The following is a 15590-nucleotide window of genomic DNA, read 5'->3' on the forward strand; positions in this document are numbered from 1 at the left end:
AAACGCCCGGTTACATTCCGAACCCGGAAGCTAAGCCTCACAGCGCCGATGGTACTGCAGGGGGGACCCTGTGGGAGAGTAGGACGCCGCCGAACTCCTTTTACAGCTCCGGTTCTTGGGCACAGCCCAGGGGCCGGAGCTTTTTTGCGTTGAGGTAGGGTCAGGGAGCATCGTTGGCTCGTTTCGCACAGGAGGCCCCGGGTGGAGGTCCAGGAGACGCGTGTCCAGACGGACCGTGTCCTCACCATCCCCAACATCCTCAGCATGGCACGGCTCGTCGGCGTACCCGTCTTCCTGTGGCTGATCCTCAGGCCCGAGTTCGGGGGTCCGAAGAGCGACGGCTGGGCCCTCCTCGTGCTGGCCTTCAGCGGGATCAGTGACTATCTCGACGGCAAGCTCGCCCGACGCTGGAATCAGATCAGCAGTCTCGGCCGGCTTCTCGATCCCGCCGCCGACCGGCTCTATGTCCTTTCCACGCTGGTCGGTCTCACCTGGCGGGAGATCCTGCCGCTCTGGATCACCGCCCTCCTGCTCGCGAGAGAGCTGATGCTTCTGGTGATGGTGGGCATCCTCCGCCGGCACGGGTATCCGCCGCCCCAGGTGAACTTCCTCGGGAAGGCAGCCACCTTCAACTTGATGTACGCCTTCCCGTTGTTGCTCCTCAGTGACGGGAGCGGTTGGATCGCGTCACTGGCCGCTGTTTTCGGATGGGCGTTCGCCGGATGGGGTACAACCCTCTACTGGTGGGCAGGAGTGCTCTACGTGGTACAGGTCCGCCGTTTGGTTCGGGCGGACGCCATGGCCGATTGAGCTCGGCGATTGTCCCGGACGTTACGCCACGATGGCCCGCGGTGGAAAAGTGCGGGACAATCTGGACGGGTGAAGTCGGCTAGACCGTCGTCTCTTGTGAGGAGGACGCTTCCGACATGAAGGCCGTCGTGATGGCCGGGGGCGAAGGCACTCGCCTGCGCCCCATGACCTCTAGCATGCCCAAGCCGCTCCTACCTGTGGCCAACCGCCCGATCATGGAGCATGTGCTACGGCTGCTCAAAAGGCACGGGCTCACCGAGACCGTTGTCACCGTGCAGTTCCTGGCATCGCTCGTCAAGAACTACTTCGGTGACGGCGAAGAGCTCGGAATGGAGCTCACGTATGCCAATGAGGAGAAGCCACTCGGTACCGCCGGAAGCGTCAAGAACGCCGAAGAGGCGTTGAAGGACGATGCCTTCCTCGTCATCTCCGGTGATGCCTTGACCGACTTCGACCTCACGGAGCTGATCAATTTCCACAAGGAGAAGGGCGCGCTGGTCACGGTCTGTCTGACCCGCGTGCCCAATCCGCTGGAGTTCGGCATCACCATCGTCGACGAGGAAGGCAAGGTCGAGCGTTTCCTGGAGAAGCCGACCTGGGGACAAGTCTTCTCCGACACGGTCAACACGGGCATCTATGTCATGGAGCCCGAGGTATTCAACTACGTCGAACCCGATGTTCCGGTCGACTGGTCCGGTGACGTCTTCCCGCAGCTGATGAAGGAAGGCAAGCCGATCTACGGCTTCGTCGCCGAGGGCTACTGGGAGGACGTCGGCACCCACGAGAGCTATGTGAAGGCCCAGGCCGACGTTCTCGAGGGCAAGGTCGACGTCGACATCGACGGCTTCGAGATCTCTCCCGGGGTGTGGGTGTCGGAGGGAGCCGAGGTGCATCCCGATGCCGTGCTGCGCGGGCCGCTGTACATCGGCGACTACGCGAAGGTCGAGGCCGGCGCGGAGATCCGGGAGCACACGGTCGTCGGCTCGAACGTCGTCGTCAAGAGCGGCGCCTTTCTGCACAAGGCCGTCGTGCACGACAACGTGTACGTCGGACAGCACAGCAATCTGCGCGGCTGCGTCGTCGGCAAGAACACCGACATCATGCGTGCGGCGCGGATCGAGGACGGCGCGGTCATCGGTGACGAGTGCCTGATCGGCGAGGAATCGATCGTTCAGGGCAACGTCCGGGTCTATCCGTTCAAGACCATCGAGGCCGGTGCCTTCGTCAACACCTCCGTCATCTGGGAGTCGCGGGGGCAGGCCCATCTGTTCGGCGCCCGCGGTGTGTCCGGCATCCTGAACGTGGAGATCACGCCGGAACTCGCCGTTCGGCTGGCCGGCGCCTACGCGACCACCCTCAAGAAGGGCTCCACGGTCACCACGGCCCGCGACCACTCCCGAGGCGCCCGCGCGCTCAAGCGGGCGGTCATCTCCGCTCTGCAGGCCAGCGCCATCGACGTACGCGACCTGGAGAACGTACCGCTGCCCGTGGCCCGGCAGCAGACCGCGCGCGGCAGTGCCGGCGGCATCATGATCCGGACCTCGCCGGGTGTCCCGGACTCGGTCGACATCATGTTCTTCGACGGCAACGGCGCCGACCTGTCACAGGGCAGCCAGCGCAAGCTGGACCGGGTGTTCGCGCGGCAGGAGTACCGGCGGGCGTTCCCCGGTGAGATCGGCGACCTGTACTTCCCGGCGAGTGTCTTCGACTCGTACACCGGATCGCTGCTGCGGAACGTCGACACGACCGGGATCGCCGAATCCGGCCTGAAGGTCGTCGTCGACGCCTCCAACGGCAGTGCCGGGCTGGTGCTGCCCAGCCTGCTCGGCAAGCTCGGGGTGGACTCGCTGACCATCAACCCCGGTCTTGACGAATCCCGGCCCACGGAGACGGCCGAGATACGGCGCAAGGGGCTGGTGCGGCTCGGCGAGATAGTGGCGTCCTCGGGGGCCGCGTTCGGTGTCCGGTTCGACCCCGTGGGCGAGCGGCTGTCGCTCGTGGACGAGAAGGGCCGGATCATCGAGGACGACCGTGCGCTGCTGGTGATGCTGGACCTGGTGGCCGCGGAGCGGCGCAGCGGCCGGGTGGCGCTGCCGGTGACGACGACCCGGATCGCCGAGCAGGTGGCCGCCTATCACGGCACCCAGGTCGAGTGGACCACCACCTCGCCCGACGACCTCACGCGCGTCGGCGGCGAGGAGGGCACCATCTTCGGCGGCGACGGCAAGGGCGGGTTCATCGTCCCCGAGTTCAGCAGCGTCTACGACGGCACGGCGGCCTTCGTACGGCTGATCGGGCTGGTGGCGCGCACGCAGCTCACGCTGAGCCAGATCGACGCGCGGATCCCGCGGGCGCATGTCCTCAAGCGGGACCTGGCCACGCCGTGGGCCGTCAAGGGTCTGGTCATGCGGAGGGTGGTCGAGGCCGCAGGGGATCGCTTTGTCGACACGACGGACGGTGTACGGGTCGTGGAGACGGACGGGCGCTGGGTGATGGTGCTGCCCGACCCGGCCGAGGCCGTCACCCATCTGTGGGCCGAGGGACCCGATGACGCCTCGGCGCAGGCCCTGCTCGACGAGTGGTCGGCCGTCGTGGACAGCGCCGGACGGTAGGGCCCGGCGGTAAGGAAGTACACGCCACCGCACGGCAAAACCTACGCACGCGCGCGTGCCGGACAAGTGTCCCCCAAGGGGGGCCTGTCCGGCACGCCGGTGGGGCCATTCGGAGGTACTCCGCGCGACATGCGACGATGTGCGACATGCCGCAGCAACCCCCCGTTCGGAGCAGCCCCACGCGGGCGCAGCGCCCGGACGCCTCCATGTCGTTGATCACCAACGTCATGGACCACAGCCTCGACGACGGGTATGCCGAGGCCGCCGCCCGCAAGAAGTCCCAGGGCGAGGGCGGCCTGCCCAGGACCCTCAGGGCGAAGCTCGGCCTCGCGGCCGGCCTCGTCCTCGCGGCGCTGGTCGTGACCGTCGGGGCGGCACAGACGCAGGCGGCGGCGCCCGTGGTGGCCAAGGAGCGGCAGGAACTGATCGACCGCATCGACAGCGAGACCGCGAACGCGGACAAGCTGGAGGGCACGGTCGACCGGCTGCGGGACGACGTCGGCGCGCGCCAGCGGGCGGCGCTGAAGTCGAGCGGCGGCAGTGCCCAGGCGGACCTGGTGGGCGTGCTGTCGGGTGCCACGGCGGTCCACGGTCCGGGCGTCAAGCTCGTCGTGGACGACGCCAAGGAGGCCAGCACCGGCGGTGACGGCACCAACCCGCGGGAGACCTCCGGCTTCTCCGACACCGGCCGGGTGCGCGACCGGGACATGCAGCGCGTGGTGAACGGGCTGTGGGAGTCCGGCGCGGAGGCCGTCTCCATCAACGGGCAGCGGCTGACCGCCCTGTCCGCGATCAGGGCCGCCGGGGACGCGATACTGGTCGACAACAGGCCGCTGGTGCCGCCGTACACGGTGCTGGCGGTGGGGGACGGGGAACGGTTGAACACCGGGTTCCAGAACAGCGCGGACGGCCTGTATCTGCACGCACTGGAGCAGAACTTCGGCATCCGCGCCACCATCTCCACGGAGGGTGACGTACGGTTGCCCGCCGCACCGAGTGTGATCGTACGCACAGCACAGCCGAGCACCGAGAAGACTGAGAAGGGCACATCGTGATCGCCGTACTGGGCCTCGTCGTGGGAGTCGTGGCCGGCCTGTTGGTCCGGCCCGAGGTTCCGGCGGTCGTCGAGCCTTATCTGCCGATCGCCGTCGTCGCGGCGCTGGACGCCGTCTTCGGCGGGCTGCGGGCCATGCTCGACGGGATCTTCGACGACAAGGTCTTCGTGGTGTCGTTCCTGTCGAACGTGGTCGTCGCCGCCCTCATCGTGTTCCTGGGCGACAAGTTGGGCGTGGGTGCGCAGCTGTCCACGGGTGTCGTGGTCGTCCTCGGCATCCGGATCTTCTCCAACGCCGCGGCGATCCGGCGGCACGTGTTCCGGGCGTGACACCGATGAGCGAGCAGAACGAACAGAACGAGCAGCCGGAGAAGCCGGAGCAGCCGGAGAACAGGCTGCGCAAGGAACTGCCCGAGGAAGTGCCCGCGCGGGCACCCGAGCCTGCGTCGGAGCAGCAGGCGGAGCAGCCGCCGACCGGCCGGCAGCGGCTGGTCAAGGGACTGTGGCCGCCGCGGTTCACCCGGGCGCAACTCATCGTCGCCCTGCTGCTGTTCGGCCTGGGCTTCGGCCTGGCGGTGCAGGTGGCGTCCAACAGCGACACCGACAGCGCGCTGCGCGGCGCACGCCAGGAAGATCTTGTTCGCATTCTCGATGAACTGGATTCGCGTACTCAGCGTCTTGAGGACGAGAAGCAGGGACTCGAAAAGCAGCGCCAGGAACTGCAGAGCAGCTCCGACCAGGCGGCGGAGGCTCGCAAGCAGACGGCCGAGAAGGAGAGGCAACTCGGCATTCTGGCGGGCACCGTGGCGGCGCAGGGTCCCGGTATCACGATGACGATCGAGGACACGAAGGGGACGGTCAAGGCGGACATGCTGCTCGACGCGATCCAGGAGCTGCGCGCGGCCGGTGCGGAGGCGATCCAGGTCAACGGGGTCCGGGTGGTCGCAGGCACCTACTTCACGGACTCCGGTGACGGCATCGGCGTCGACGGGAACAAGATCAACGCCCCCTATCGTTTCCAGGTCATCGGCAAGCCGCAGGACCTGGAGCCGGCGCTGAACATCCCGGGAGGCGTGGTGCAGACGCTGGAGAAGGAGCAGGCCACGGTGACGGTCCAGCAGTCGGGCAAGATCGTCGTGGACGCCTTGCGACAGGCGAAGCGGCCTGACTACGCTCGGTCGTCCTCCCAGTGAACCGGCGGTGCATGGGGGACGTCCGGCAGGGGCATGAGGTTGCGGGGGGTCGGCGCACCGAAGAGGTGGTGCGTGGTGGAAACTGTCTGGTGGATACGGACGTTGTGAGAATGTCCGGCTCGGCCGGTGTAGGCAATCAGGGTTCGTCCTGCCCCACGGGCGGGTCTGTTTCGGTCAAGGGGAATCGCCCGTGAAGTTGTTTGCGAAGTTGTTCCGCAAGAGCGCGCGAGAGGGCAGCGACAACGCGACCGCTCGTCATCGCGCACAGCCCGACGCGGAGGGCCAGCGCCCGCTGTTCCGGGACCAGGTCGCTGGTCCGGGCGGTGACATTTCCGGAGGTCAGAGCGGGGCGTCGGTTGACCCTGCCCGGTCCGGCGGCATAGGTTTCGGGCAACCGTCAACCTCAGGTGCGGGTGGAGGGTTCGCCCCCGGTCCGTACGCGTCCAACGCCCCGGCGGGGCAGCCGCAGGAGGATCCGTCCATGTCGGTCCTGGTGTGTACGAGGTGCGGTAACCGCAATGCGGAGAACGCCCGCTTCTGTTCCAACTGTGGCGCGCCGCTGCGCCCCGGAGTGGCGCCGGAGCGTGCCTCCGAGACGACGTCCACGATCTCGATCTCCGGTCTGGAGGCCTACGACGCCGAGGTCACCGGCCAGACGCAGATGCCGATGCTGTCGCCCGAGGCGCAGGCCGCGGTGGACGCGCTGCCGATGGGCTCGGCGCTGCTGGTGGTGCGCCGGGGACCGAACTCGGGCAGCCGCTTCCTGCTGGACAGCGACCTGACCACGGCCGGCCGTCATCCGCAGAGCGACATCTTCCTGGACGACGTCACGGTCTCGCGTCGGCACGTGGAGTTCCGGCGCACCCCGGACGGCTCGTTCACCGTGGCCGACGTGGGCAGTCTGAACGGCACGTACGTCAACCGCGAGCGGATCGACCAGGTTGCTCTGTCGAACGGTGACGAGGTGCAGATCGGCAAGTACCGGCTGGTGTTCTACGCGAGCCGGCAGGGCATCTGACCCGCCCCCGGACCGGTGTCCGGGGGGACCCCCAGGGAAGGTCCATGCTTCAAACACCGAGCGGCGGTGCCGGAAGCGGTACCGCCGCCAGGGACAGTGGGCTGATGAGCATCGGCGCGGTGCTGAACGTGCTGCGCGACGAGTTCCCCGAAGTCACCATCTCCAAGATCCGTTTCCTGGAGTCGGAGGGGCTCATCGAGCCGCAGCGGACCCCTTCGGGGTACCGCAAGTTCAGCGCCGGGGATGTCGAGCGCCTGGCGCGTGTGCTGCGGATGCAGCGGGACCACTATCTTCCGCTCAAGGTCATCCGCGAGCACTTGGACGCCATGGAGCGGGGCGAGGCCGTCCAGCTGCCCCTCGTGGGCCGTCAGCGCACCGCTGAGCCCGTTCCGGAGCCGGCCGTGGTGCCCACGGTGGCCCGGATCGGCAGGGCCGAGCTGCTGGCGGCCGCGGAGATCGACGAGGGCGATCTCAAGGAGTGGGAGTCGTACGGGCTCATCGCTCCCCTGGAGGACGGGGCGTACGACGCCGAGGCGGTCACCGTGGCCGCGCTCGTCGCCGAACTGGGCCGGTTCGGGATCGAGCCGCGCCACCTTCGGGTGATGAAGGCGGCCGCAGACCGCGAGGCCGGACTGGTCGACCAGGTGGTGGCCCCCCTCAAGCGCCACCGCAACCCGCAGACGAGGGCCCTTGCCGAAGCCCGTACGAAGGAGCTGGCGGCGCTCACGGTGAAGCTGCACTCGGCACTGGTGCAGACCGCTCTCGGGGTGCGGCTGCCCTGAGCAGCGGGGGCGGTGAGCGGCCGGATCGGCCACCTGTTCCCGGCCCGACTACCCAAACGTCCCGGGCACGGCCTAGGGTTGCTGTGTGAACGAGCTCGATGTCGTAGGTGTCCGGGTCGAAATGCCCTCCAACCAACCGATCGTGCTCCTGCGCGAAGTGGGAGGCGACCGTTACCTCCCCATCTGGATCGGGCCGGGGGAGGCGACGGCGATCGCGTTCGCCCAGCAGGGCATGGCCCCCGCCAGGCCGCTGACCCACGACCTGTTCAAGGACGTGCTGGAGGCCGTCGGCCAGGAGCTGACCGAGGTACGCATCACCGATCTGCGTGAAGGTGTTTTCTACGCGGAGCTGGTCTTCGCCAGCGGTGTCGAGGTGAGCGCCCGCCCCTCCGATGCCATAGCGCTGGCCCTGCGCACCGGAACGCCGATCTACGGCAGTGACGCGGTGCTGGACGACGCCGGCATCGCCATTCCGGACGAGCAGGAGGACGAGGTGGAGAAGTTCCGCGAGTTCCTCGACCAGATCTCGCCCGAGGACTTCGGCACCAGCAGCCAGTGAGGTCGAACGGCCGGTGAGCGTCGCCGCCCCGTGTGCGGGCAATTGCCACCGGCCATTGAGAGCGTCCTACGGCCTCCCCCGAAAGCATTCGGCTAGCCTTTCCCCGCGGTGGGACACGGGAAACCACTCCTAGGGTGATTATCACTCGGCGTGCCGAGTGTGGCGATCGTTGACGCACCCCTGGTGACTGCCTACCGTCGTGAAGGCAGGTCAAGGACGGAGGTCGGCGTGAGAACCAGCGGCGACGGTACGGCTGGGGGTGCCCCCGGACGCGGGTTCGGGGAGAGCGGTCCGTACCCTCCCCCTAGCTCTCAGCTGCGTTCGAACAGGGGGTACCCCCAACCGAGCAGCGCGGTCGCTCACGCTCCGCAGCGGCCGACGGTGGTGCCGAACGGCGGAGGGGCGGCGTCCATGGTGGCGGAACAGATCGGCTACCGCGGGCCGACGGCCTGCGCGGCCGCGGGCATCACCTACCGACAGCTGGACTACTGGGCACGCACCGGCCTGGTCGAGCCGAGCGTGCGGCCCGCATACGGGTCGGGCACACAGCGGCTGTACAGCTTCCGTGACGTCGTCGTCCTGAAGATCGTCAAGCGGTTCCTGGACACGGGGGTCTCGCTGCAGAACATCCGCACGGCCGTGCAGCACCTCAGGGAACGCGGTTTCCGCGACCTGGAGCGGATGACCCTGATGAGCGATGGCGCCACGGTGTACGAGTGCAGCTCGCCGGACGAGGTCCACGCCCTGCTCCAGGGCGGTCAGGGCATCTTCGGGATCGCCGTCGGCGTGGTGTGGCGGGACGTGGAAAGCGCACTCTCCCAGCTGCACGGCGAGCGCATCGACACCGGCGAGACGCTGGTCGGGCACAACCCCGCGGACGAGCTGGCGCGGCGCCGCAACCGGGCGGTCTGAGCGCCGGGCGCCGCAGCGTTCCCGGCGCCACGGCATTGTCAGTGCCGTGGTGCAGCATCGGAGATGTGAGAAACGCGCCCACGATCCTGCATCTCGACATGGATGCCTTCTACGCCTCGGTGGAGCAGGCATCCAAGCCGAGCCTGCGCGGGAAGGCGGTCGTCGTGGGCGGGCTCGGGCCGCGCGGGGTGGTGGCCACCGCGTCGTACGAGGCACGCGTCTTCGGGGTCCACTCGGCGATGCCCATGGCCCAGGCGCGCCGGCTGGCACCCAACGCCGCGTATCTGGTGCCGCGCTTCACTGTGTACCGGGCGATCAGCGAGCAGGTGATGGCGCTGCTGCGGGAGCTGTCGCCGCTCGTGGAGCCGCTCAGCCTGGACGAGGCGTTCGTGGACCTGGAGGCCGGGGGGAGGGCCTGGGACGAGGAGTCGGCGCGGCTGGTCGCGAGCAAGCTGCGCGCGGACATCCGGGCGGTCACCGGGCTGACCGGATCGGTGGGGCTCGCCGCCTCGAAGATGCTCGCCAAGATCGCCTCGGAGCAGGCCAAGCCGGACGGCCTGGTGCTCATCGAGCCGGGATCCGAGCGGGCGCTGCTGGGGCCGATGCCGGTGCGGACCCTGCCGGGGGTCGGGCCGGCCACCGGGGACCATCTGCGCCGGGCCGGGATCACCACGGTCGAGGAGCTGGCCGAGGCGGGCGAGGACGAGCTGGTCCGGCTGCTGGGCAAGGCGCACGGGCACGCGCTGTACGCCATGGCCCTGGCCCATGACGAGCGGCCCGTGGTGGCCGAGCGTGAGGCGAAGTCCGTGTCGGTCGAGGACACCTACGACGTGGACATCCATGACCGGCTGCGGATCGGGCTGGAGGTGCAGCGGCTGGCCGACCGGTGCGTGGGGCGGCTGCGCGGGGCCGGGCTGTCGGGGCGGACGATCGTGCTGAAGGTGCGCAGGTACGACTTCTCGACCCTGACCCGCTCCGAGACGCTCAGGGGACCCACGGACGATCCGGCGGTCGTCCGGGAGGCGGCCGCGCGGCTCCTGGACTCGGTGGACACCACGGGCGGGGTACGGCTGCTGGGCGTGGGTGTCTCCGGGCTCGCCGACTACACCCAGGAGGATCTGTTCGCGCAGGCGATGCCCTCGCGGGCGGCGGAGACGCCGGAGGAGGCCGGGACCGAGGTCGTCGTGGAGCGGCCGGAGCCCGTCGAAAGGCACTGGCGGGCGGGACAGGACGTGAGGCATGCGGAGTACGGGCACGGGTGGGTGCAGGGGAGTGGGCTGGGGCGGGTCACCGTGCGGTTCGAGACGCCGCAGTCCCCTCCGGGGAGGGTGCGGACGTTTCTTGTCGGTGATCCTGCGCTGGAGCCCGCCGATCCGTTGCCGTTGGTTGCGGGGGCCTCCGATCAGGTTTCCTCCGACCCCGCCAGCTTGCCGAAGTCGTGGTCCGGGGCCGAGGGAGGCGATGCCACGTCCAGGCCGTAGTGGTGGTAGAGCTGGAGCTCCTGCTCGGGGGAGAGGTGGCGGCCCACGCCGAAGTCGGGGGCGTCCTTGATCAGGGCGCGGTCGAAGGGGACATGGAGGGAGCCCTCGACCAGTTCGCTCGGTTCCAGGGGGACGAAGGCGTCTCGGGAGAACAGGCCGGTGCGTATCGCCGCCCACTCGGGCACGCCGGTCGCGTCGTCGAGGTACACCTCGTCGATGGTCCCGATCTTGGTGCCATTGCGGTCGAACGCCTTGCGGCCGATCAGGTTGCGCGGATCGATGTCGGTCTGCACGGTCCCTCTCCCTCCACGTGGTCGCAACTCATCCGTAAGCACTACGAAAGAGCACATTCAGGGAGGCGGCCACTCGAGGGCCTCGTCGTTGACCCCGCTGGTAGGCTGACAGCGGCTGCTGACCCCGTGCGGGAGAGTCCTCCGACCACCTCGGAGGCGCCGAAGGAGCAAATCCTCCCCGGAATCTCTCAGGCTCACGTACCGCACGGACGAGGTCACTCTGGAAAGCAGGGCGGGTGTCGACGGCTCCCGCTCTCACCGACGGTGAAAGCCGGGACGTACCCGGTGAAGCTCTCAGGTTGAGATGACAGAGGGGGAGGCCGTCGGGGCACCCGCACCGTGGTGCCCTTCGAAGGTCGCGTCAGACCAGGAGGCCTCCGCAATGACCGCCCATCGCATTCCGCTCTCGGAGCTCGAAGCGGGCATCCCGTTCGAGCAGCGCCACATCGGCCCCGACCAGGAGGCGCGGGCCAAGATGCTCGCGCAGGTCGGCTACGGCTCGCTGGACGAGCTGACCGCCGCGGCGGTGCCGGACGTGATCAAGAACGCCTACGCCCTCGACCTGCCGGGCGCCCGCACCGAGGCCGAGGTGCTCGCCGAGCTGCGCTCGCTGGCCGACCGCAACCAGGTGCTCGACTCCATGATCGGGCTGGGCTACTACGGGACGTTCACACCGCCCGTCATCCTGCGCAACGTCATGGAGAACCCGGCCTGGTACACGGCCTACACGCCGTACCAGCCGGAGATCTCCCAGGGCCGCCTCGAAGCCCTGCTGAACTTCCAGACGATGGTCGCCGACCTCACCGGGCTGCCCACCTCCGGCGCCTCCCTGCTGGACGAGGGCACCGCCGCCGCCGAGGCCATGGCGCTGTCCCGGCGCATGGGCCGGAACAAGAAGGGCCTGTTCCTGGTCGACGCGGACGCGCTGCCGCAGACCATCGCCGTCATCCAGACCCGCGCCGAGCCGACCGGTGTCGAGGTGGTCGTCGCCGACCTCGGCGACGGCATCCCGGCCGACATCGCCGCGCGTGAGATCAACGGCGTGCTGCTCCAGTACCCGGGTGCCTCCGGCGCCGTACGCGACATCAAGCCGGTCATCGACCAGGCCCACGAGCTCGGCGCGCTCGTCACCGTCGCCGCCGACCTGCTCGCGCTGACCCTGCTGACCTCGCCGGGCGAGCTCGGCGCGGACATCGCCGTCGGCACCACCCAGCGCTTCGGTGTGCCGATGGGCTTCGGCGGCCCGCACGCCGGCTACATGGCCGTGCACGAGAAGTTCGCGCGCAGCCTGCCCGGCCGTCTGGTCGGTGTCTCCGTCGACGCCGACGGGAACAAGGCGTACCGGCTCGCGCTGCAGACCCGTGAGCAGCACATCCGCCGCGAGAAGGCCACCAGCAACATCTGCACCGCGCAGGTGCTGCTCGCCGTGATGGCCGGCATGTACGCCGTCTACCACGGTCCGGAGGGCCTGCAGGCCATCGCCCGGCGCACCCACCGGTACGCCACGATCCTCGCCGAGGGCCTGAAGGCCGGCGGTGTCGAGATCGTGCACGGCGCCTTCTTCGACACCCTCACCGCGCGCGTGCCCGGCAAGGCCGCCGAGATCGTCGCCGCCGCCCGGGAGCACGGCGTCAACCTGCACCTGGCCGACGCCGACCACGTCTCGATCGCCTGCGACGAGACCACCAGGCGGGCTCAGGTCGCCGCCGTGTGGTCCGCCTTCGGTGTCGAAGGCGACATCGAGGCGCTGGACGCGACCGCCGAGGACACGCTCCCCGAGGCGCTGCTGCGCACCGACGCCTTCCTCACCCACCCGGTCTTCCACCAGCACCGCTCCGAGACCGCGATGCTGCGCTACCTGCGCAGGCTGGCCGACCGCGACTACGCGCTCGACCGCGGCATGATCCCGCTGGGCTCCTGCACCATGAAGCTCAACGCGACCACGGAGATGGAGCCGGTCACCTGGCCCGAGTTCGGCCAGCTGCACCCCTTCGTCCCGGCCGAGCAGGCCGAGGGCTACCTCACGCTCATCCGCGAGCTGGAGGAACGTCTCGCCGAGGTCACCGGCTACGACAAGGTCTCCCTGCAGCCGAACGCCGGTTCGCAGGGCGAGCTGGCCGGTCTGCTGGCCGTCCGCGGCTACCACCGGGCCAACGGCGACGAGCAGCGCACCGTCTGCCTGATCCCGTCCTCCGCGCACGGCACCAACGCCGCCAGCGCCGTGATGGCCGGTATGAAGGTCGTCGTCGTCAGGACCGCCGAGGACGGCGAGATCGACGTCGAGGACCTGCGCGCCAAGATCGAGCAGTACCGCGACGAACTGGCGGTGCTGATGATCACCTACCCGTCGACGCATGGCGTCTTCGAGGAGCACGTCGCCGACATCTGCGCCCAGGTGCACGAGGCCGGCGGCCAGGTGTACGTCGACGGCGCCAACCTCAACGCCCTGGTCGGCCTCGCCAAGCCGGGCCACTTCGGCGGTGACGTCTCGCACCTGAACCTGCACAAGACCTTCTGCATCCCGCACGGCGGCGGCGGCCCGGGCGTCGGCCCGGTCGCGGTCCGCTCGCACCTGGCGCCGTACCTGCCGAACCACCCGATGCAGCCGGCCGCGGGCCCGGAGACGGGCGTCGGCCCGATCTCGGCCGCTCCCTGGGGTTCCGCCGGCATCCTGCCCATCTCCTGGGCGTACGTCCGGCTGATGGGCGGCGAGGGCCTCAAGCGCGCCACGCAGGTGGCCGTGCTGTCGGCGAACTACATCGCCAAGCGCCTGGAGCCGCACTACCCGGTGCTCTACACCGGCCCCGGCAACCTGGTCGCGCACGAGTGCATCATCGATCTGCGCCCGCTGACCAAGGCGACCGGCGTGAGCGTGGACGACGTGGCCAAGCGCCTGATCGACTACGGCTTCCACGCGCCGACCATGTCCTTCCCGGTGGCCGGCACTTTGATGATCGAGCCGACCGAGTCCGAGGACCTCACCGAGCTGGACCGGTTCTGCGACGCGATGATCGCCATCCGCGCGGAGATCGAGAAGGTCGGCGCGGGTGAGTGGCCGGCGGAGGACAACCCGCTGCGGGGCGCCCCGCACACCTCCGCCGCGCTCGGCGGTGAGTGGACGCACGCCTACAGCCGCGAGGAGGCCGTCTTCCCGGCCGGTGGCTCGGCCGCCGACAAGTACTGGCCGCCGGTCCGCCGTATCGACCAGGCCTTCGGCGACCGCAACCTGGTGTGCTCCTGCCCGCCGCTGGACGCGTACGAGGACTGACGTCGTCGCGCACGAGGACTGAGCGAGCGGTGCCACAGGGCCCCGTCCGGTTTCCGGGCGGGGCCCTCGCCGCGTCATGCCGTGGCCAGGGACACCTCGGTCGCCTTGATCAGAGCGACCACGTCCGAGCCCACGAAGAGGCCGAGGTCGGCCACCGCGTCCTTGGTGATCGCCGCGGTCAGTTCGCCGTCGTCGACGGAGATCTTGACCGTGGCCATGACGGCGCCGGTGGTGAGGCCGATGATCGTGCCCTGAAGCTGGTTGCGGATCGACAGGCCCTCGACCCGATGGGTGGCCAGGGAGACCTCGGTCGACTTCACCAGCGCGCGGACGGGCGAGCCGGGGGCGAGGGAGAGGTCCTCGGCGGACTCCTTGGTGATGGCCGCCATGAGGTGCTGGCCGCCGTCCAGACGGAGTTCGACGGTGGCCATGGCCTCGCCCGGGTGGACGGCGGTGACGGTGCCTGGGAGCTGGTTGCGGATGCTCAGGGTCATGGGCACTCACGGTAGAGCGCCCATGCGTTCAGGCCGGGTATGCGTGTGTCTGCGCCGCTTTGACGGTCGCCCAGACAGCGGCGCCGGGATGCAGATCGAGCTCGGCGGCGGCGACCGTGGTGAGGTCGGCGGCGAGGGGGAGTTCGCCGGTGAGGTCGGCGCGGATCTGGTCGCCGTGCGTCTCCAGGCCGGCCACCTCGCAGCGCCAGAGGTTACGGGCGCTGGCGCCGGTGGGCCGGTCCCGGAAGAGGGTGACGGCGGACGGCGGGAACGCCACGAACGCCGGGCCGGACAGCTTCTCGGTGGTCGTGATCGACGGGCCCGCGTCGAGTCGTACGGTGTGCCCGTTCGCCCGGCCGCGGTAGAGGTTGAGGCCGACGAGCTGGGCGATGTAGTCGGTGCGCGGATGGCGGGCGATGTCGGCGGGGCCGCCCTCCTGGACGACTCGGCCGTCCTCGATGACGACCAGCCGGTCGGCGAGCACCATGGCGTCCAGCGGGTCGTGTGTGACGAGTACGGCTACTGCCTCGAACTCGGCCAGATGGCGGCGGAGTTGGGCGCGGACCTCCAGGCGGGTGCGGGCGTCCAGCGCGGCGAGCGGTTCGTCCAGGAGCAGCAGCCGGGGGTGGGTGGCCAGGGCGCGGGCCAGGGCCACGCGCTGGGCCTGTCCGCCGGACAGGCGGCGCGGCTTGGCGCTCGCGTGATCGGCCAGGCCCATGCGGTCCAGCCAGGCCGCGGCCTGTGCGCGGGCCTCGGCTTTGCTCGCGCCCTGGCAGCGGGGGCCGAAGGCGACGTTGTCCAGGGCGGAGAGGTGGGGGAAGAGGAGGTAGTCCTGGAAGACGACGCCGACCGGGCGGGACTCCGGGGGAGTGTGCTCCAGGGGGGTGCCGTCCAGGCGGAGGTGGCCGTCGGTGAGAGGGGTGAGGCCGGCGAGGGCGCGCAGGGCGGTGGTCTTGCCGGCGCCGTTGGGGCCGAGGAGGGCGAGGACGTCTCCGGGGGCGGCGGTGACGGTCATGTCCAGGCGGAATGTGGTGCGGTCGATGATGAGGCGGGCGTCGAGTCCCTCGTCGCCCGTCGTCCGGAGGCCGGCTTCGGGGGCGTCGATGTCGGTCAT

Annotated in this window: 14 protein-coding genes, 1 rRNA gene and 1 riboswitch; of the genes, 12 read left to right on the forward strand and 3 right to left on the reverse strand. The window is 69.6% G+C overall.

Translation table 11 applies throughout. The annotated features are described in order from the left end of the window. From rrf to ACZ418_RS20070, 11 genes are all read left to right on the forward strand, one after another. Positions 1-95: ribosomal RNA gene (rrf, locus tag ACZ418_RS20020) — 5S ribosomal RNA — on the forward strand; the annotation flags it as partial. Between the two features lie 106 nt (positions 96-201). Next, entirely contained in the window at positions 202-810 is a 609-nt protein-coding gene (locus ACZ418_RS20025; protein ID WP_468364429.1) for a CDP-alcohol phosphatidyltransferase family protein, read from the forward strand. 116 nt (positions 811-926) lie between these two features. Beyond that, positions 927-3422, forward strand: a complete 2496-nt coding sequence (locus ACZ418_RS20030) for a sugar phosphate nucleotidyltransferase (protein WP_468364432.1) — start codon at positions 927-929, stop codon at positions 3420-3422. Positions 3423-3568: 146 nt separating this feature from the next. Next, positions 3569-4477, forward strand: coding sequence for a DUF881 domain-containing protein (locus ACZ418_RS20035; RefSeq protein ID WP_468364434.1), 909 nt, complete (start codon positions 3569-3571; stop codon positions 4475-4477). After that, a complete protein-coding gene (locus ACZ418_RS20040; protein WP_003988855.1) occupies positions 4474-4806 on the forward strand; it encodes a small basic family protein in 333 nt (110 codons plus the stop codon). The genes ACZ418_RS20035 and ACZ418_RS20040 overlap by 4 nt, the downstream gene beginning before the upstream one ends. A gap of 5 nt (positions 4807-4811) precedes the next feature. Next, positions 4812-5669 (forward strand): DUF881 domain-containing protein, encoded by an 858-nt coding sequence (locus ACZ418_RS20045; RefSeq protein WP_468364437.1) that lies wholly within the window; start codon positions 4812-4814, stop codon positions 5667-5669. 190 nt (positions 5670-5859) lie between these two features. Then, complete coding sequence (locus ACZ418_RS20050; protein WP_468364440.1) at positions 5860-6687, forward strand: FHA domain-containing protein; 828 nt, start codon at positions 5860-5862, stop codon at positions 6685-6687. Positions 6688-6731: 44 nt separating this feature from the next. Continuing rightward, positions 6732-7469 carry a transcriptional regulator FtsR gene (ftsR, locus tag ACZ418_RS20055; RefSeq protein WP_468364442.1) on the forward strand — a complete coding sequence of 246 codons (738 nt, stop codon included), beginning with the start codon at positions 6732-6734 and terminating at the stop codon, positions 7467-7469. Between the two features lie 85 nt (positions 7470-7554). Next, on the forward strand, positions 7555-8028 hold the full coding sequence (locus ACZ418_RS20060; RefSeq protein WP_053666762.1) for a bifunctional nuclease family protein: 474 nt from the start codon (positions 7555-7557) through the stop codon (positions 8026-8028). 228 nt (positions 8029-8256) lie between these two features. Next, positions 8257-8940, forward strand: coding sequence for a MerR family transcriptional regulator (locus tag ACZ418_RS20065; protein WP_468364445.1), 684 nt, complete (start codon positions 8257-8259; stop codon positions 8938-8940). 65 nt (positions 8941-9005) lie between these two features. Next, positions 9006-10421: a DNA polymerase IV gene (locus ACZ418_RS20070; protein WP_468364447.1), complete on the forward strand. Its 1416-nt coding sequence runs from the start codon at positions 9006-9008 to the stop codon at positions 10419-10421. On the opposite strand, the gene ACZ418_RS20075 is transcribed toward ACZ418_RS20070, so the two are convergent. Then, the gene (locus ACZ418_RS20075) at positions 10343-10714 is read right to left on the reverse strand and encodes a PRC-barrel domain-containing protein (RefSeq protein WP_468364450.1); all 372 of its coding nucleotides are present in this window, start codon (positions 10712-10714) and stop codon (positions 10343-10345) included. The genes ACZ418_RS20070 and ACZ418_RS20075 overlap by 79 nt on opposite strands. A gap of 119 nt (positions 10715-10833) precedes the next feature. Beyond that, positions 10834-10928: riboswitch (glycine riboswitch) on the forward strand. A gap of 168 nt (positions 10929-11096) precedes the next feature. Here ACZ418_RS20075 and gcvP point away from each other — a divergent pair. Further along, positions 11097-13982 carry an aminomethyl-transferring glycine dehydrogenase gene (gcvP, locus tag ACZ418_RS20080; protein WP_468364452.1) on the forward strand — a complete coding sequence of 962 codons (2886 nt, stop codon included), beginning with the start codon at positions 11097-11099 and terminating at the stop codon, positions 13980-13982. Positions 13983-14056: 74 nt separating this feature from the next. On the opposite strand, the gene ACZ418_RS20085 is transcribed toward gcvP, so the two are convergent. Beyond that, on the reverse strand, positions 14057-14476 hold the full coding sequence (locus tag ACZ418_RS20085; RefSeq protein ID WP_468364454.1) for a TOBE domain-containing protein: 420 nt from the start codon (positions 14474-14476) through the stop codon (positions 14057-14059). 28 nt (positions 14477-14504) lie between these two features. Beyond that, the gene (locus ACZ418_RS20090) at positions 14505-15590 is read right to left on the reverse strand and encodes an ABC transporter ATP-binding protein (RefSeq protein WP_468364457.1); all 1086 of its coding nucleotides are present in this window, start codon (positions 15588-15590) and stop codon (positions 14505-14507) included.

This window comes from Streptomyces sp. NPDC030820, from assembly GCF_055572075.1.